Origin of the sequence: Sulfolobus tengchongensis (genome assembly GCF_036967215.1) — an archaeon.
GTDB lineage: Archaea > Thermoproteota > Thermoprotei_A > Sulfolobales > Sulfolobaceae > Saccharolobus > Saccharolobus tengchongensis_A.
Genome location: NZ_CP146016.1, coordinates 1,189,121 through 1,209,002 on the forward strand (window position 1 = coordinate 1,189,121; position 19,882 = coordinate 1,209,002).

The following is a 19,882-nucleotide window of genomic DNA, read 5'->3' on the forward strand; positions in this document are numbered from 1 at the left end:
ATAACGTTAATACTAATGATGATGAATGCAATAAGTATTAGATTGATCCTAGTAATATAATATCCTTATAATGTTATTTCGCCATAGTAACATAATCTCCAATATAGGCAATTATATATTGAATAGAAATACATAAAATGATAAAAAATTAGTTATTAAAAAGTTACAATAAAATTAAATTAAATCTTCCAGTTTACTTGGCAACCTAGTTAGTCTCTTACCTATGGCCTTTTCTAAAGCCCTTATAAGAGCCGGTGGCGTGCCTATTGTAGCTCCTTCTCCTATCCCTTTAGCTGGTAGAGGCGCATCTGACTTTCCTTCCTCTAAGTATTCCCACTTTATATTAAACGCTTCAACAGCAGTAGGTATAGCATAATCAAACAAATTGCCAGTTAATAAATTACCATCTTTGTCGTATACAATTTCCTCTAATACTGACTCGCCAAATCCTTGGATAACACCGCCTATTACTTGTGTTTCAGCTAACATTGGATTTACAACAGTACCTATATCGTCAATAGCATAATAATCTAAAATTTTAACCTTTCTTGAATCATCTACCTCGGCTAAGGTAACATGAGCGCCATAAGGATATGTCAAATTGTCAAATCCAAAATACGCTGTAGCTTCTAAACCGGGTTCTTCTTTAAATGCCCATATACCACCTAGACTTGCCATGTTGCGTGAAGCAATTTCCTTTATGCTCATTGATTGTCCAGTTTTGGGATTAACTACCTTACCATCCTTGTACTCAAGCTCTTGAACATCTGATTTCATAAATTGAGCAGCCAGCCTCAATATTTTATCCTTAAGCCTCCTGCTCGCTAATAACGCCGCATTTCCAGCTAACGTTAAACTTCTACTTCCATAAGTGCCAAATCCTTCTCCAATAAGTGCAGTATCACCCCATATTACCTCTACATCATCTACACTTACACCTAACTCATCAGCAACAATTTGAGCTATTCCAGTTTCAGTACCCTGTCCATGAGGAGAGGCACCAATAATTACTTGAACCTTACCATCAGCCTTAATCCTAACTGAAGCACTCTCCCAAGGACCAAAATTGTTCTGCTCTAAGTATAATGATAATCCAACGCCAACTCTTCTTCCTTTACTTCTCAACTCTCTAGCTTTCTCTTCATAACTTCTATATACCTTTTCTGCTTTTTCCAATAGGTGTAAGTAGTTTCCAGAATCGTATTTCAAGCCGAAAGGATTCAAGTAGGGCAATTGCGTTATGAGATTTCTCTTTCTTACCTCTATTGGATCTAACTTTAACTCATCTGATATGATGTCCATTATCCTCTCATAAACGAAAGCTGCTTCTGGCCTTCCAGCTCCCCTATATTGGTCTAATGGAGTCTTGTTAGTGTAAACTCCATAAACGTTAACCCTTAAATTCCTTACTTTATACGGGCCGGGTAACATAGTTGCGGCAATATCAGCTAGATAAGTTCCATGAGAAGCAGCACCTAAGTCAATAATTAGATCGTCTATAATTGCAGTTAACGTCCCGTCTCTCTTAGCTCCAAATTTGACCTTGTGAATTTGTCCTCTTCCGTGATACATTCCTCTGAAGTCCTCACTTCTTAAGGCAATCCATTTAACTGGCCTCTTGTACTTCACGCTACTGTAGACTGTGATGAACTCTTCAGCATAAGGGAATAATTTAGCACCAAATGCTCCTCCCACATCAGCTTGAATTACCCTTATATCCTTTACTTGATTACCAAAGGCAGATAATAGATATCTCCTCATGTAATGTGCAGATTGAGTAGAAGCGTAAACTAATAAATTACCTTCTTGGTATACTGAGAGTAAACCTCTAGGCTCCATCGGCGAGGGATAGACTCTACTAATCTCAAATTTCTCCTCTAATACTACATCAGAGTGTGATAACGCGTCTTCTGGGTCTCCAGCTTTATATTCTTTCTTATAAGCTACATTGCTTTTCCCCTCAACGGCCTTTACTTTATCCTTCAATGCTTCTTCTGGGTCTATGACTGCCGGCAACTCCTCATATTCTACCTGAACTAAATCAGCAGCATCTGAGGCAACATAACGATCAGTAGCTAAAATAGCAGCAATAGGATGACCAACATATAAGATTTCATCCTTAGCCATTGGCCAGTTATTGGGCCTATTTTCAAAGGGTATTGTCAAACCTGTTATAACTCCAACAACGCCATTAACTTTCAACGCATCGCTTACATCAATCTTCTTAATTCTAGCATGTGAAATCTGGCTCCTAACTATATAAAGATATAGAGTACCTGGATATTCAATGTCGTCAATATATCTACCAGAACCGGTTATGAACTTTAAATCTTCCTTTCTTTTAATGCGTTGTCCTATATACATGGGAGCTACTTACCGCGGTAAAATAAATAAAATTAACGTAAACTTAGTATATTCTCTCTCCCCGTTATTCTCTTCCTTCCCCTAAATCCCTCATTTACGTAGTGCCAATATAGTATGTCACGTTCATCCAATTTCCAACATAGAAAAGCAGGCTTATCGTTTATAATGGCTGGAAAGTCAACTAGCCCTATATCAATGTCCCTTAATATTATACCTCTCGAAACTATTTCGTCTATTATTTTCTTAGTTTCACTTGCGTAATATTGTAAAGAGTATTTATCTCCATTAACTAAAAGAATTTCAATCTCCGTCTTCATCTTCTTCAACTTTATTAACTGTTCTCTAAGCCAAGGTAATAACTCTCTTGCAGTCTGCAAATCAAAGTAGGGATATTCCACAAACTAATATATGTGATTGCGAAGTTAAATAAGTAAGTTAGAAAAGAAAGCGTTAAGAATAAGTAAGTTAAGCTAATATATTAAGATTTATCTTTATAATAGAACACAAACTGTATTTTTATTGGAGAATATGCTTTAACTGTAGTAAGTTTTATATAGAACTTTTATGTAGTTAGTATAAGAGTGTCTATGAGTGGGAGGAAGAATTCAAGGGCATTGTCTGGTGCTGTAACTGCTTTAATACTAGTTATAGCTTCAGTGATAATAGCGCTAGTGGTTGTTGGGTTTGCATTTGGATTATTCGGAGCATTTGCATCCTCACCAAACATACACCTAGTAAGCGCATACATTCAGGGTGGAGTCCTTTACGTTACTGTTAGTAATACTGGGTCAGCGAGTGGAGAGATATTGGGAGTAATAGTACAAGCTGGTGGAGGTGCAACATCATTACCACCGACGGCAGCTAGTGGAACAACTGGTACAATAACAGTGTCTGCTGGGAGTACTGTAGTACTCAGTGTATCCATTCCTACTAGTTCTACTGGTATTAGTGCCTTAACTCCTGGTGAGCAAGTGACGTTTGAATTGGTTACTAATACTGGTGCTCAAGTTAGCGGTGTAGCTACTGTATTAAGTTAACTGGGTTTAAATGATGGGAAAGTTAGTTAATTTTTTTATATTTAGGTTATTAATATTCACTCTTTTTCTGTTTGTTATAGTAATTTTTGTACCTATAATCTCATTTTCTCATACTGGTTTATTTACTGGGGCTTTCGTAGAATACAAAGTATATTACCATAATTATGAAGCAAAAACTTTAATTGTGTCGTTAGAGATAGAAAATATTACGCAGATTTTTTCAAACTCAACTTTTACTTACCTTATATGGTATATAAATCTAAATGGATCATATTATTATCCTCCAGGCGTAAATTTAGATAACTTATCCTATCCGAAGGCGTTCTTTTATATTTCTCAAGTTGGTGAAGACGAGATTAATAGGTCTGTAAATTTAACTCTTTATGCTGAAGAGAACTCTACATATATCTATACCGGCCTTCAAATGCTTACTTATGGTAATTACATTAATTGGACTCTTTATGTTAATAATAGTGGTGTTCCGTCTAGGATATTTCTATATCAATACATAGGTAATGATCTAGTTAGTAACACTACTTATGTTTTACTTAGGTCTAATTTGATAAACAAGACTGTGACTATCTATTTCCCTTCAAATGTTACTCTATCAACTGGGAAGCAAGCTCCTCTATTAGTTGGTAACGTTATATTCTCAACTATTTTCGGGAAGGTTGAGGAGGTCATTATAGGTGTAGGTGCGGTTGCATTAGTTATCATATTACTTTTTAGAAAAACTAACGTTAAACAAAATTAGTTGGTGCATGTTATGGCTAACTTATCTCTTCTATTATTGGTATTGTTTGCTACACTTTTTCCTCATGCTTTTGTAGAATATAGTATTAACATATATGTTTACTCAGCTCATCAGTCATTATCTGAACTTTTAATAGAAGATGTTGTTAATGTTTTTCCTAACGATACTTTCTCATATAATGTTACGGTGTTTGTGTTAAACTTTAGTGAGATTTTTCCCTCTAGTATTAATTATGATAATTTATCTTGCCCTAGAAATTTTTTATATATTCCTAATGCTAAAAATTCTATAATTCAGAGAAATATTGTCCTTACGTTAACAAATGAAAGTGAAGGTTACTATATATATAAAGGTGTTTCATATATGGGTTATAATGAGTTCGATTGGTATTATTTCGTTAACGATAGTGGTGTACCTTCAAAAATAATTCTCGTTCAGAAGAACGAATATGGTCAGCCAGTTTCCATTACTACATATACTCTTGTAAGGTCTAATCTTATCAATGGTGAGGAAGAACCTATTATCCCAGCTGGCTTTAAGCTCGTTAATGGTGCTAGTGTGAGTAGTGGTTTATCGGATAATTTAGATACTGCATTAAATTCCTCAATGGGTGGCGACATATTCTTTTCAATACTTGTTTTAATCCCAGTTCTGGTAGGTGTAAAATATTATGTGGATAAAAGGAAGAAGGTTTATCCTTCTGATTGAGATAATAATTGTAGTAGCACTTAGTATCTTCACATCAATCTTAGCCTTATGGAAGGTGGCTCTTAATGTGGGGTATATATATCAGAGGGATTCTTCTCCTGCATTTTACTTGTCTTCCTATCAATATGCCCTAACATTTTTAGGTTTTCCTGCAATTATGGATAACGTCTACATACCTATTGTTGTTCTTCTATACTTTAATGTTATTTCTCCTATGTTGGCTGATTGGGTATCTTACTTTATTTTTCCTTTTGCGTTATCCGTTCCATCAATGTACTTTGCCTCTAGGTACTTTTTGAGGGATACAAAAAACTGGGTAAGGATAACTGTTAGTTCAATTGTGGCCTTCCTTTATGCAATATCTCCTACAAGTTATTATTACAGTCACTGGTCTAATTATGCTGCATTTTATGCGTTATTACCGGCTCTTATAGCTGGTACGTTCTATGCTCTAAATAAAGGCGGTCTGATTGGTTCATTTATTTTATCTCTATTTGCCTCACTAACAACTACTGATCCTAGAGGGTTTGTTTTTACATTTTTCATTATAATCACGATACTGATCTATAGGCATAAGTTAAAGGACATGAGAACGTTTCTGCTTTCAATTCCTTTTTATTTTCTTATCAATTTTAGGTTATTTTTAATTTTGTACTATAATTTTCATTCATATTCATCTATAAGTTTTTCGATATCTAACCAACAATTATGGTTAAACTATTTGACTTTCAATCTCTTAGACTCACTTAGAGGGTTATCATTATTTAGGCCTCTAGTATCATATTTGGCAATAGGAAATTCCATTGTAATATACATTTTATCCTTTTCATTTGTCATTACTGGAATTTTAGGTTACATTTTTCTTAAAAAGAGAGAAGGAGAAGCATCGTATTTTATTATACTTTACATCTTCTTAGTTTTAATTATTTCGTCTGATGTAGATTTGCTAAGCTATAAAATTGCTCTAAATCTCGTTTATCCCATATTGAATTTTCTATCTCAAACTCCAATTTACAATTATCTATGGTTATTTTTGCCAACTTACATTACAGAGATGATTCTTGCACCCCTATTTCTTTTAGTTTCACTGGTATTAGCAAAAATTTTATCTAATCATTATCTGATTCCGTTATTTTTCTTAATTATAGTATCTCAATTTGCTTTTTCTTCATCAATGATATTTAGTGGAAATTATTTAGGTCAATATAACCCTGTTCAGCCTCCAGCTCCAATCTTAGAGTTAGGAGAATTTTTGAAGACACATACAGTAGGGAATATTTTAGTAAGTGCAGTAGTCCCCTCAAATTGGGTTGAATTCATTTCGACGCTACCTAATATTACTACGGCACCACTTCTTAACACTTCTTCTATTGGGGTTATACTAAACGATTACGGTGTCGAGTATGTTGTGACTACAGTGAATGATAATATAACGTTAAGCATAATTAATTCCCACAAAAACGTTTTTTCATTAGTTTTCAATAACTCATATTTTCTAGTTTACAAGAATAACGATTTCACTTATAACATTATTTCACCAGTATATGTGAACTTCGATTATCCTTCTTTTCCAGTTTCTAACGGCACAGAAAAAGTGAATATTATACCTTCATATTTAATGTTTGAAATACCTCCGAAATATTTAGGTGGTTATATTGGAAATGCAACCTATGCTGAACTTTTAGTCTTATCAGCTTACAAGCAAGGAGTAACACCAGTAAGTCTTAACGTTAAACATTTACCTTTTCCTACTAATTTCACAAACACAATAAATGTAAATGTTTATGACGAGGAGATCTTGTCTAGTTTCCCTAGGATTTCATTTATTTCAGTAAGCAATTCATCATCTATCAATCTAGATGTGAGACCTGGGTTATACAAAGTTGTAATTATTTATATTTCTGTTCCAGGGGGAGGAGTTTTTAGCGTCAATAACGGGACTTACTCGCTTTCAGTTTCAACTTCTTCTCCTAATATTTCAATTGTTTTCTCATGTTTAGGAGATATGTATATAAGCCATGAGGCAAGTTTGATCTTTAACGGAAATTCACTATCCTATCTTTTAGGGCTCATGTTTATTCCTTATAATATATCTTTATTAAAAAACATGAGTAATATTATCGCGTATAATACTTCTTCCTATCCTTATTATTCCTCTCCTACTGGTAGGGCTTTAGGTAATGCAAATAGTGATTTTTCTATCTACTCTCTGTCCATTATCATCAATTTAATTACATTATGTTTTTCAATTTTGATTTTTATAGTGTATATTGTTTGGCGAACTCATTTTCGTAAGATAAATTTAAAAATAATGTTTCATGTTTTTAATCATGGCAAAGGAAAACGCTAAGTTGTTTGTTAGGGAAACTTCTGGTTTAATTAAAAACGTATCTCTTTTGGATGCTACAATGTTAAATGTAGCTAATATGGGGGCTGGATTAGCGATTTTCATTGGAATAAGTCCTTATATTGTTAAGGGTGCTGTATTGTGGATTGCCTCGCTGTTGACATTTATCTTCACCTTACCTTTAGTTTTCCTTTACACTTATTTCATTCAAAGAATCCCCAGAACTGGAGGGGATTATGTTTGGTTATCTAGGAGATTAAATGGTCCGTTAGGTGCGATAATGGGAATTGCTTTAGCCTTTAATATGCCACCATTTTTCGCACTATCTGCATTTTTCTCTGTCTCCGCTATAAATTCAGTGTTGTTAACCATAGGCACTTTAAACTCTCAATCATCTCTAATTAGCTTAGCAAATAACGTGTTTACAACCACTAACGCTTACTTAGCCTACGGTATTTCAGCATTAGCGTTTGTGATAGTTGTGATTATAAATATTTTGAGACCTAGATGGGGGTACGTTCTTACATCAGGATTAGGAATTTTATCCTTATTGGGGACTTTTGTTGCTATACTAGTTTTAGCTTTAAATATTCCAAATTTCCACGTGGCTATACAACCTTTTATTAGAGATTTCAATTTAACTGTTGAGCCGTATACCGGACCTACTTTTAGTTTACCTTCAACTCTTTACATGATTCCTTATTTTGCCTCATTTGCTTATATTTGGCTTTACGCAGGGCCTGCTGTTGCTGCTGAAATAAAGAGTAAAAATGGTTTAAGATTAAATTTAATTCTAGGAAGTGTGTTAACGTTAGTTTTCATAACTGTTCCTTTCTTATTAATGGATATTGCTGCTGGATATGGGTTTAACTTCTCCTTGTATCCAACGTATACTTATAATTTCTGGACTGTTAGCATTGCTTTAGCTCATAACTACGCATTAGAGTGGTTCATTGGAGTTAGTTTAATTGCTTGGGAATTCTTTGTGATGGCTTTTGGTGTTGTTGTGTTCGCTAGATACGTATTTGCATTTTCTTTTGATAGATTATTTCCAGAGATCTTTTCCCGGTTAAATAAGCAAGGTTCTCCGGTTTACGCTCATGTATTGGATCTTTTGGTTACCTTGGTCTTTTTAGCCGTACCCATAATAAGTCCTAATGGCTATGAGGCTTTATACAGTTATACTCCACTAGCTATTGCATATCTGATTTTAGTTTCATTAGCTGGTATTATCCAGTCTTTGAAAGAGAGGAATAATGGAATGTTAGTAGCAAGTGTTCTTTCTATAATGTTTTTGCTTTTCATGGGTTATGAGGCATTTACTAATCCCTATTTTGGTGTTGTAACACAAAATGGTACACCGTATTGGCCTGGTATTGCATATATTGGTAGTCTAATAGGCTTAGGTGCGATAATCTTTGTTTCCTCATATTTCTACAGATTGAGACAAGGGATTAACTTAATATTAACGTATAAGGAGATTCCTCCAGAATAAGTCAATTTTTGAGTTTTTTATGATCTCTAAATACATGCGTATAAAATTCATATGCCGAGGGATATGTTCTACCACATACGCAATAGTACTTATCCTTAGCGTATTTTACTAAGTATTTTTTGCTCTCGCTATATAATTTATCAAGGTAATTGTTAAGCTCTCTTTTCCTTTTTAACATTGACTCAACTTCTGGTATATTATCCTTTACTGCTAATAGAAATGGATAGTATGATAGTCTCAAGGTGCTAGCTTTATTTTTCATTATTTTGTTTAATGCTTCTGCCATTGTCATAATGTTCACTACAGTAATGTTTTTCTTTAGACTTATATTTTTTTCTACAAAATGTCTTGTAATGTTTTTCTTTAGACTTATTGTTTTAATTATAATGTATTTATATCAATTATGAAAAAATTGAAAAGTAAATATATTCAGTATACGCAACGATGATCTAACGTTATAGGCAACTTTATTTTCTTTTTTGGGTTAAGGTATTAACTTTAGATTGCGCTAAGGATTTCCTTTAAGTTGTACTCGGGTTAATAGCGTAAAGTTTATTTATGTGGAACCTTTAAGAGTATCTTGAGGAAATATGGTAACAGTAAAGTTCAAGTATAAGGGAGAAGAAAAGGAAGTAGATATAAGCAAGATAAAGAAGGTTTGGAGAGTTGGCAAGATGATAAGCTTTACCTATGACGAGGGTGGAGGAAAGACTGGTAGAGGAGCTGTAAGTGAGAAAGACGCTCCAAAAGAATTACTACAAATGTTAGAGAAACAAAAGAAGTGAAAGTAATAATAAAGAGAAAAAGGCTTTTTAAAATTTTTTATTTTTAATTTTATGTTTTCTTCTTCATTTAGGCTAATAAATGAAAGAATCTTAAGTAGAGTTGATATAAAGTAATACTTTTATATGAGCAAAAGTTTATTAATAATATGAAAAGTAGCCTATTGGAAGTTATAATTATTTGTTCTATTTTCTTCATATCTGCACTATTTCCTTTAACGGTACTAAGTTACACTACAACTTATATAAATCCTACTTATCCTCAATCCACCATAATCTCGTCTCTACCATCTAATACTAATATATACCTTGAGTTCTTTATACCACCAAAGAACTTCAACACCCTTTATTTAATAGCGCAAGAGGTTGCTAATCATCAAATTAGACCGTTAACTAATGCTCAACTGATTTCAATGTTTAGCGATCAGCAGAAGATTAATGAAACTATATCTTATTTGGAAAGTAAGGGGTTTGCAATAGTTTATAAAAGCCCCTTCGAGGTTATGGCTGAAGCGCCAGCCTCTTTAGTTTCTTCAGTATTTGGAACGAGCCTAGTATTGGCAAAATCTGATAACGGGCAAATATATTATAAACCGAATGGTGTTGTTAAAATACCGTCTCCCTTAAATAACTTATTAATAGGTGGTCTCACTAATTTTACTAACGTTGAATTGCCTTTAATTCAATTAGGGACTTTAAATGATGGTCATTTAGTACTTAATAAGCAACTTTATTCGTCTTTCGTCTACACTTTTCAATTCTCAGCTACTTGGTATACTCCTAAAGTAATAGAAGGGGCATACAATATAACGCCCTTATTAAACTCTACTGCAGATAAGAAGGTAACTATTGCAATTATAGATGCCTATGGCGATCCTGAGATATATCAAGATGTCAAAATGTTTGATACCCAGTTCGGTTTACCTCCAATAAATTTGACTGTTTTGCCTATTGGTCCATACAATCCTGAAAATGGACTATACACAGGTTGGTATCAAGAAGTCGCATTAGATGTCGAAGCTGCTCATGCTGCAGCCCCCTATGCTCATGTTCTATTAGTTGTTGCACCATCTGCAACAATAGGGGGATTGTTTTCCGCTATAGACTTAGTTGTGAGTGAAGATTTAGCTCAAGTAGTCTCAATGAGTTGGGGTCTCCCTGGAATATTATTTGGAGCATCTGGATTTTATGCAGTGTTTAATGGTATAGCATTTCCAAACTATCCTTATTATGATTATTATTTTGAGTTAGGTTCAGCTGAGGGTATTTCATTTTTTGCATCTTCTGGAGATTTAGGCGCCTATAATGGCTTGCCTACTACTTATGCATCGGCTAGTTATCCCGCGTCTTCTCCTTTTGTTACTGCAGTTGGTGGAACTACCTTGTTCGCTAATATAACTTCCGGTTACATCTATAATAATAACGCTACTGGAACTTATGGTAGCGAGATAGCATGGAGTATTAATCCATCATATTTTGGTATTGTTCAAGGTGGAGTAAGTTCTAGTGGTGGATATAGTGAACTATTTCCTGCTCCTTGGTACCAGCATTATGTGACTCATTCTAATTTTAGAGCTATTCCGGATGTAGCTGCCGATGCAAATCCATATACAGGATTTGTAATATATGCTATAGGTCAAGAGGTTATAATTGGTGGAACTAGTCTTTCTACTCCCTTATGGGCAGGTATTGTCGCAGATATTGATGGCTATGTCGGTCATTCATTAGGTTTAATTAACCCACTACTTTACGCAATTTATCAGAATGTTACGCTATATCATAAAGCGTTTCACCAAATAAGCTTAGGATATAATGGCTATTATTATTCTAACTCTTCTTATAATTTAGTAACTGGTCTTGGTAGTCCCAATGCTGGGATGCTGGGAGTTATTATAAGACACTTATTAACTAAGAGTTTAGCCATTTCAGTAAGTACTTTCGAGCTTGGGGTTTCTCAGCCTTGGTATTTCTATAACTCAACTTTTACTATAGTTGCCTACATAACATATCCCAACAACACCATAGTTAGTAATGGTTCTTTCAATGCCTATATCTACACGGTTAAAGGTTATTTAGCTACTGTTCCATTAGTGTTTAATGGTAGTTATTGGGTTGCTAACTTTACAATAAATCCTAATGATCCACCTAACATGTGGGAAATAGTAGTTAACGGAAGTTCTGGCCGATTTTCTGGTTTTGGCGTAGTTGAGATTGATGTAGGGGAATCAATTAATATAGTATCTCCTATTCCATATCCTTATAATAGCCCTATCCCCTATAATTTGCCGTTTAATATTGAAGCTTGGGTGTATTATCCAAATGGCAGTCCAGTGGTAAATCAAAGCGTTACAGCTTATCTAGTTGGAAGTAATGGGCAATTATTAGCTTCAATACCTTTAATTTCAGCTGGTCAAGGCCTATATGAAGGCGCTTATGCCTTATTACCACCGCTTCCACAAGGGACATATTTACTAATAATAAATGATTCATATGGAAGTGCTTTCTCTTACGTTTATTTCGGAGAGTATAACTTTGGTGCTATTTTAACGCCCATAAATGACGGTTTCCCTTCTGCTTCACCGGGTCAAAATATAACGATAATCGATGAGGTGCTTACTCCAGAATTAACTGGATTATTTACATCAAATGTCACTGCATTCATTTATAATCAACAAGGCAAACTTATAGGACAAGTTAAGTTAACTCCAGCACCGGACCAAATACAATTTGGAGTCTATCTGTTATTTTTCTTGTATTATGCAAACTTTACAATTCCAGCAAATGCTTCTCCGGGGTTTTATAATGTTGTAATCAATTCAGTTAGTAATACCTCTACTGGTCTGGTTACTGCTAATTTCATAACTTCATTTTATGTTTCGCCGGCTAACCTATCTTATAATATAAAAGTAAATAGTGTGGCTTACGAAGGCGAACTTCTAAAGATTTACGCTAATATAACGTATCCTAACGGGACTCCAGTTAAATATGGTATGTTTACCGCTACAGTCTTACCGACTTCTCTTAACTATGAATCATTAATTATAGGATCTGAGATTGGAGTTCCCCTACAGTTCAATTCAACTTTAGGTGAATGGATTGGCGTTTATAGGATTCCTTCAATATTTGAGGGTTCCATATATCAAGGCTCTTCACTCTATTCGCTCTCAGGACCATGGAATGTAATAATCTCCGGTGTATCGTGGAATGGTTATAATCTCTATTCCACATCGTACTCTTATATTAACGTAATGCCATATACTTTCATAAGTAACTTAACTATTAATCCTAAATCCCTTAACACTCCTCTATTATCCCAAATTAACCAAACTATCTATACGCTCTCTAATGTTAAATCTGACAATTTGACTATTGATGGAGTAAATGTGTTTTTAGATAATATTATAGTTAATACATTAACTATCAAGAATGCTAAGGTTACCTTATACTCTTCTGAAGCTAATCAAATAGTTGTAGAGAATTCCTCAGTTTCAATTATAGAATCGACAATAGGAGGTAATAGTATTGCAATAATAGCTAATAATTCTAAAGTTAGTCTAATTTCCTCTACTATCCAAGATTCGAAATACGCATTCTTACAAGCTAACTCAATGATTACTCTTAATGGTGTTAATATGTATAATGTATCTACGATATCAGCAGTACCTTCACCTAGAATAATATACTATTCACCTGTGAATATTACCGCTTCCGAAAGATCTATTATTGTAAATATATCTGGTGAATATTTGAAATTAATCGGAATTTTAATGAATAATAAACCAACTAACTATAGTATTATTTCATCTTCTCCATCTTCAATAAGTGTTAGTATACCGTTTAATGCTTCTTCATTACCAGATGGTGAGTATTTGGTTACAATTGGCGTCTCTGACGGTTTGCCATATAATTTAACGTTTACCGTTTACAATAATTACCATCTTGTGAATATTCAAGATCGTCTAATTTCAGTACAAGGTTCTATAACTATATTGTTAATTATAGCTATAATTTCGTTAATTATAGCGATAGTTGCCATTGTAATTGCTTTCGTAATTAAAAGGAGGTGAAAAGTTAAATGAGGATTATCGCTTTAATTTTACTGTTTTCAATTCTAGCTGGAATAGCTGTAGTCCCAATATCTTTCTCACAATCCTCATCTTTTACTCTTTATCATCCGTTGATATTAGGGAACATAACTATGCTAAACGGCGGAAATATACAGTATGATCCTATGTACTATTCGTTCGAAGCATATCAAATTCATCCTCCTAATGCTACTCCAGTTATAGTGAAAATAGCTACTAATGCTATTTTCAACAATAGTGGACTAACTCCTTATGTAGTTCACGTAAATATACCTAAAGGGAATTACAGTATGGAAATTCTTAATGTTAGTATAAATGAGTCTGGTGGAGCTCAATATGATAGGCCAGTTTATATATTTGCAAATGGCGTGCCTATATTTTGGGGTTCTACTCAAGAATTATTAAATTCGACTGCTGAAGCTGATGTAACTTTATTTGAAAACCTACTAAGCGGAAATGTGACTTTTCAATTAGTACTAGAGAATTTCTATGACGCTAAGATTGGAATAACTGGAATATACAAAATGAATGTAACTCTCTACTTATACCCTGGTACCCCACCTAAAGGTTTGCCTAATTACTTTATACCGCTCTTTGTGAACAAGTATAATTACTCTTACGTTATATTGAATCCATTAAACAATTACATCTCACAGAACGTAAGTATTCCAAATGGAACTTATAAAATGGCCTTATTATTATATGAAGAAGGTGGTGGATTAGATGAGTTTTGGTATGCGAATGAACCAGCTACTAGAGAAATCAAAGTGATTTATGATGGCAGATTAGTTGGTGTAGTAAATCCATATCAGACGATATACACAGGTGGTATTAATCTATTTTGGTGGAGACCACTCACCTCTATAAATACATTATCCTTCCATAGTCCTTATATAATCGACTTGACTCCCATGTTAGCGTTTAGGTCAATTAATAATTCTATTGCAGTTACAGTAACAAATTTACAAACCGCCTTGCAATTAACTGGTACCGCAGATTATGATTGGGACATCGGAGGTGTATTAATGTTGTGGGTTAATCCAGCAAATCCATTATTATCAGCAAAACTACTGACAGAATATGCCAGATTTATGGACTCTTCACCTATCTTTAATTTAGGTTTTGTAGGAGAATATTATCAAGAGGGAGGTTCATATTTAATTAACTATTCTGCAATATTAGAATTCAAAAATGGCACTGAATACAGTGATGTTATTCAAGAAGGTAGATTTTACGCCTATCAAACGTTTAACCAAATATATGAAAAAGCATATTTAGGAGAGACATTCGTGGAGAAGGCGATAGAGAGTGGCAGTCTCTATAACGCTACGCTCTACTATGATGTGTATTATCCAGTGTTCTTACAGATATCTGCAATAGAAATTCCCATAACTAATCCGCACGTAATACCCTTCAATTTATCATATGCCCAAAATGGTACCCTAAGTTTAGGTTTATATTACAATTACGTTAATGTGTTTAATGGAGAGAATTTAACTATAAGAACAATGGAGAATGTTACCGCAATAGGTGGGTTTAGTGGTATTATAGAGGTGATTAACAAGTATGGTGGTGCAGTATTAGTCGGATTGACTTCTAACAACGCATTAACTACTAAGAATTTAGTTAATTACATTCTGTTAAATGGAGTCGGATATAAGGAAGTATTTTCGGCTGAAGGTTTACAGAATTCCACAACCCAGACAGCAGGATACTATGTATATCACTCAGTTCAGTTTATTCCCATAACAAATACTGGCAATAGTAATGCAGATCCTCCTAAAAAAGGCGCATTCTTAATTGTACCAAATAGTTTTCTGAGGATCATACTGTAGAAGTTTTTTACCTATCAATCTTAATTTTTTAATAAATTAACCTATTATGCAGTCTACTGTATTATGTACTACGAATTCAAAGTGTGAAGTTCAATTATTGGAGGTAATTGTATATGACGTCTTATGAACTTAACCTATAATAATTCTACCTTTTAATATCTAAAGTGAGCATCTATAGGTGTTTTTATCATATCGAAAATTATAATTCTATTCATTGGCTGTTTTGCTGAGATAAGAAGTTTACATTTACTTCTTCTGGTTCTTCATACCACTTTACTTTTTCACCTATTTTAGCTCTCATCTTCCACTTTAGGCTCTTCGGATGTTTTTCGACTATTTCCCTCAATTTAAGTAGTTTAGGCTCAATTATATCTTTGTTTTTATCATTTTTTAAGAATTCTATCATTCTATCATGATTTATTGTATAAGTTTTATAAAAGCCCCAATCGTCAGATAAGATCTTAGCAAAGTAGTTGTAGTCTAACGTTTTCTCATCATCTCTTTCTCCTAACTCAACATCGTAGAGTAATGACGCTATATCTTTTTTATCGTTTTCAGTAAGTTGTACTATTTGTATCTTTGTTAGTAATAAATCTGAAGTTGGAATTGTGTATTTCATTATTCTCAATCTATCCTTTAGTATCAGTTTATGGCACATTACAAATTCGTCCAAGAATACATCAACAGTCGAATTAATAATAGGATCGAAGAACATTAATCGTATGTGACCATGGAGAGCGTTAAATCTCTTATTAGGTATTAATCCTAAGTTCTCTAAAAATTTAGAGATTTTGCTGCTTTGTGAGGAAAGTCCAAAGTAATCTATATCTTTATAAGTTCTAGGGTATAGCTCTGAGCCTTTTTTAGCTATCAGAGCAATTGCTGCTCCACCAAGTATTCTTAATGTTATTCCTTCAGTTTCAGCCTTGTCTATTACCTCTATAGCCCTGCTTATCAGTTGTTCTTTACTTACTGTCATAATTAAATTGTTTAATTGCGACATAAATAAATCTTGATACCAAATAAGGTTATTATATTTTTATATGCTAGCATTTTTAGTCCTATATTTTCAGCGTTTTCTCTTATTTTTGAGAAAAATACATTAAAAATACTTTATTAATTAGGCAAAAAGTTTATAAGTATAATTAAAAGTGTGTGTGTATGGAACCTTTAATCGCTATAGATCTCAATTCCAATATGAGTTTAAGTCAACTAGAAGATTATGTAAAGAAGCTTTTTGAGAAATTCGGTGCACTGGATGTGGTTTTCATAATAGACGACGATAGCATAGTTGAGTTAGATGGAAATTTAGTTTTAACCTTTTATAACATAAGTGAATTGCTAGAAACGTATAGGGTATTAAAGAAACTATCCGAAGTGAAATCTAATAGGCTAAGGGTAACTAGCGTAATAAGATTAGAAAGAGAATTAAAAAGATTCCCATTACTGATAATAACTGATAGGAAAGTAGTGGGTTTAAAGAGGAACCTAGTCTTCGTATATAATGGGGAGAAGATTAGAGCCAAATATTAGTAGAGAAAGCTATATTTTAGCTTTTGGAGTTAAGGGTTTGAAGTGCTCAATCCAAGATGGATAATCTCCTTTAGAAAGATATGAAAAACATGGCAACAATAATTTATTGACACTACGAGGCTAAAAGAGTTGGTAGGGGAGATGAGGATTGGGACCTGCTTGTGGGGAAACTCTACTATATGCCATAAGGTGCATAGCAAGTTTCCTCAAGGAAGTAGGAAATCCCCTATCGCGAAATGCTCCGTCATAATGGCGTAGTAGTTTATACGTCTTAAGGCAGTTAAGTCCAATATTTGATATTTTGAAGGTAATTTTTTAATGTGACATTAATGTTGAAGCTTATGAAGGCTGAGAACTGGAGTAATGTGATTGGTGGTTATATTTCATGGGTTATGGATGGTTATGATCTAGGTGCTGTAGTCATTACTGCATCTATATTAGGCAGATTATTCTATCCTGGAATAGGCTTACTAGGCTCAGTGTTACCAATAGTTTTTACGGTTGTTTCAAGACCTTTGGGTGGATTTGTATTTGGATATATCGGCGATAGATATGGCAGGAGAACCAGCTTATTAGTTACAGTATTGGGATACTCTTTATCTATAGGTCTGACTGCCATATTACCCACATATGCTCAAATAGGGATTTTAGCTGCCATCTTACTATCCATCCTTAGGCTTGTTCAAGGTATTTTCATAGGAGGTGATGTATCGGGTAGCTTTACTATTGTTATGGAGAGTATTGATAAATATAGAGGGATCTTCTCGGGTATAATGCAAGCTGGAGTATTAGTAGGTTTTGTGGGCGTTGATTCCTTATTTACTTTTCTCGCTGCAACAACTAAAGCTGAGTTCATAACATTTTATTGGAGGTTAATCTTCGCCATTGGAGTCATACCAGCTATATTAGCAGTGTTAATAAGGTTTAAAATGACAGAACCCAGTATATGGGCAAAGTTGAAGCATAGTGATAATCCTATAAAGGGTTTAAGGGAATTACCACAACCGTTTTTGGTAATGGTAGGTTTCTGGTTAGCAATATATGCAGGACCGCAACTAGTATCCACAATATTTGGTCAAGTGATGAAGTTACCTCCCTCATACTATGGTCCCTTAGTTTTATATATGAATTTAATAGGAATTCCGTCAATGATAATAGCAGGATTATTATCTGACTACATTGGAAGAAGAAGAATGGGTATAGTAGGTTCAATTATCGCAGCTATTGGAGCAATTATATTTTATCACTATATTCCGTTACCAAATACGAATTTATTGTATATAACATTACTATTTGGGTTCTTAGTTAATTTGCCATCTGCAATTACCCCAGCCTTTTTATCGGAGAGATTCAAGACTTTTGCAAGAGCTATAGGAGTAGGTACTGCCTATAATGGTGCTTATATAATAGCTGGTTTCGCCCCAATATTTGTTTCTATCCTTTCCCAATACATGAGTGCATTTAGCGCTGCCACAATTATTTCAGTAGTTGGTTTCATTATAGCCCTAATAGGTCTCATTGCTGGTCCAGAAACGTACAAGCTAAGTCTAGAACAATGAAAAGTTATTATATTTTTTGATGTCTATATCCCCAATATGAAAGTAGCAGTTATAGGTTCTGGCCCTGCAGGTGTTTACGCTTCATTAGAATTAGCTAAGAATGGAGTTAATAAGGTAATACTAGTAGAAAAAGAAGAGAGATTAGGCGGTACTTGTGTGTTATATGGTTGTATACCCTCTAAGGCCATGTTACATCCAGTGCATCTACTTACCGAACTTGAAAAATTAGGTAAGAAGGTATCTTTCAATTTAGATGAATTAAGGAAATTTGGTCAAGAAGCTTTAACTAGATTATCTAAAGGAGTAGAGTATATGTTAGAGGACAATGGAATTGAAGTTGTACGAGGAGTAGCTTCTCTTAGATCTGGACTATTAAATGTTAATAATGAAACGCTTCAAGTAGATTACATAGTTTTAGCTACCGGCACGTTTAGAGAAAGGCTAAATGGAATAATATATTCAGAGGATTTACCTTATCTAAATAGGGACTTCCAAAGCGTTATTCTGGTTGGAGGAGATGTCGGTGGAATAGAATTTGGATGGATGTTAAGAAAGCTTGGAAAAGAGGTTTTTCTGATCGATAAACAGTCCACGTTGTTACCTTATTTAGATAGAGAAGTAAGTAACAACATAACTAATTACTTTGCAAAGATAGGGATTAAACTCTATTTAAATCGTTCAGTAAAGGAAATGAGAGAAAAGGAAGTTGTTTTGGATAATGGCGAAAAGCTAACTGCCGATGCAGTTTACATGACCTTTGGCAGGAAACCATCAATACAAGGATTTGAGGAGATCAACCATAACCCATATGTAATAGTTGATGAATATTTAAGAACTAGTGTAAATAACATATTTGCAGCAGGAGATATAATAGGGACCCATACTGCACACGAGGCAATGTACGCTGGTAAAATAGCTGCCATTAACATATTAGGTGGTAAAAAAGTGTTTAATAAGGAAGGAATACCTAAAGTGGTTTATACTCACCCCACTATTGCGTATGTTGGAAATATGGATGGTAGGTGCATTAAATTAAGCCTGGCTGAGTTGGGGAGAGCGATTACAGAAAAGGAAACTGACGGTTTCCTTAAAGTTTGCGTTAAAGACGACAAAATTGTTGGTGCACAAGCATTTATGAAAGATGCGGAAGAAGTGATTTCCTTAATCTCTTTCCTAATTAGATTTAACGTGAGGATTAATGAAATAAAAGACTACGTAGCGCCTCATCCTTCATATATTGAGGTAATTACTGAGTTACTAAGTAGATTACGGTAAGTTTCCAGACAAACATGAGGAGAACATTAACGTATATAACAAACCCCTTCTTAATTACGTTCAACTTATATTTTTATGGTATGCAAGAATTGTCTAAGTCTTGGTTTA

Annotated in this window: 15 protein-coding genes; 11 read left to right on the top strand and 4 right to left on the bottom strand. The window is 34.1% G+C overall.

What is annotated here, in order from left to right; translation table 11 throughout:
- Positions 1–174: 174 nt before the first annotated feature.
- The gene (gene cutA / locus V6M85_RS05660) at positions 175–2,364 is read right to left on the bottom strand and encodes a glyceraldehyde dehydrogenase subunit alpha (RefSeq protein WP_338604084.1); all 2,190 of its coding nucleotides are present in this window, start codon (positions 2,362–2,364) and stop codon (positions 175–177) included.
- A gap of 32 nt (positions 2,365–2,396) precedes the next feature.
- On the bottom strand, positions 2,397–2,762 hold the full coding sequence (locus tag V6M85_RS05665) for a DUF2203 domain-containing protein (protein WP_338604087.1): 366 nt from the start codon (positions 2,760–2,762) through the stop codon (positions 2,397–2,399).
- 189 nt (positions 2,763–2,951) lie between these two features.
- On the opposite strand from V6M85_RS05665, the gene V6M85_RS05670 reads away from it, so the two are divergent.
- From V6M85_RS05670 to V6M85_RS05690, 5 genes are all read left to right on the top strand, one after another.
- Positions 2,952–3,401, top strand: a complete 450-nt coding sequence (locus V6M85_RS05670; protein WP_338604090.1) for a hypothetical protein — start codon at positions 2,952–2,954, stop codon at positions 3,399–3,401.
- 184 nt (positions 3,402–3,585) lie between these two features.
- The gene (locus V6M85_RS05675) at positions 3,586–4,155 is read left to right on the top strand and encodes a hypothetical protein (protein ID WP_338604093.1); all 570 of its coding nucleotides are present in this window, start codon (positions 3,586–3,588) and stop codon (positions 4,153–4,155) included.
- Between the two features lie 12 nt (positions 4,156–4,167).
- Positions 4,168–4,863, top strand: a complete 696-nt coding sequence (locus V6M85_RS05680) for a hypothetical protein (RefSeq protein ID WP_338604096.1) — start codon at positions 4,168–4,170, stop codon at positions 4,861–4,863.
- Positions 4,832–7,213 carry a hypothetical protein gene (locus V6M85_RS05685; RefSeq protein WP_338604641.1) on the top strand — a complete coding sequence of 794 codons (2,382 nt, stop codon included), beginning with the start codon at positions 4,832–4,834 and terminating at the stop codon, positions 7,211–7,213. Before V6M85_RS05680 ends, V6M85_RS05685 begins: the two co-directional genes overlap by 32 nt.
- Positions 7,194–8,705, top strand: coding sequence for an APC family permease (locus V6M85_RS05690; protein WP_338604098.1), 1,512 nt, complete (start codon positions 7,194–7,196; stop codon positions 8,703–8,705). The genes V6M85_RS05685 and V6M85_RS05690 overlap by 20 nt, the downstream gene beginning before the upstream one ends.
- A gap of 1 nt (position 8,706) precedes the next feature.
- Here V6M85_RS05690 and V6M85_RS05695 read toward each other — a convergent pair whose 3' ends face one another.
- Positions 8,707–9,006 (bottom strand): hypothetical protein, encoded by a 300-nt coding sequence (locus V6M85_RS05695; protein ID WP_338604101.1) that lies wholly within the window; start codon positions 9,004–9,006, stop codon positions 8,707–8,709.
- Between the two features lie 289 nt (positions 9,007–9,295).
- On the opposite strand from V6M85_RS05695, the gene sso7d reads away from it, so the two are divergent.
- The 3 genes from sso7d to V6M85_RS05710 all read left to right on the top strand — a co-directional run bounded on the left by sso7d (position 9,296) and on the right by V6M85_RS05710 (position 15,407).
- Positions 9,296–9,490, top strand: a complete 195-nt coding sequence (gene sso7d, locus V6M85_RS05700; protein ID WP_153424526.1) for a chromatin protein Sso7d — start codon at positions 9,296–9,298, stop codon at positions 9,488–9,490.
- A 146-nt stretch (positions 9,491–9,636) separates the two neighbouring features.
- Positions 9,637–13,554, top strand: coding sequence for a S53 family peptidase (locus V6M85_RS05705; RefSeq protein ID WP_338604107.1), 3,918 nt, complete (start codon positions 9,637–9,639; stop codon positions 13,552–13,554).
- Positions 13,555–13,562: 8 nt separating this feature from the next.
- On the top strand, positions 13,563–15,407 hold the full coding sequence (locus V6M85_RS05710) for a peptide-N4-asparagine amidase (protein WP_338604109.1): 1,845 nt from the start codon (positions 13,563–13,565) through the stop codon (positions 15,405–15,407).
- Positions 15,408–15,618: 211 nt separating this feature from the next.
- On the opposite strand, the gene V6M85_RS05715 is transcribed toward V6M85_RS05710, so the two are convergent.
- Positions 15,619–16,386 carry a hypothetical protein gene (locus V6M85_RS05715; RefSeq protein ID WP_338604112.1) on the bottom strand — a complete coding sequence of 256 codons (768 nt, stop codon included), beginning with the start codon at positions 16,384–16,386 and terminating at the stop codon, positions 15,619–15,621.
- 182 nt (positions 16,387–16,568) lie between these two features.
- Between V6M85_RS05715 and V6M85_RS05720 the strand changes: the two genes are divergently transcribed.
- From V6M85_RS05720 to V6M85_RS05730, 3 genes are all read left to right on the top strand, one after another.
- Positions 16,569–16,940, top strand: coding sequence for a hypothetical protein (locus V6M85_RS05720; RefSeq protein ID WP_338604115.1), 372 nt, complete (start codon positions 16,569–16,571; stop codon positions 16,938–16,940).
- Between the two features lie 341 nt (positions 16,941–17,281).
- On the top strand, positions 17,282–18,499 hold the full coding sequence (locus V6M85_RS05725) for an MFS transporter (protein WP_338604117.1): 1,218 nt from the start codon (positions 17,282–17,284) through the stop codon (positions 18,497–18,499).
- Between the two features lie 36 nt (positions 18,500–18,535).
- A complete protein-coding gene (locus V6M85_RS05730) occupies positions 18,536–19,774 on the top strand; it encodes an NAD(P)/FAD-dependent oxidoreductase (RefSeq protein WP_338604120.1) in 1,239 nt (412 codons plus the stop codon).
- Positions 19,775–19,882: the final 108 nt, after the last annotated feature.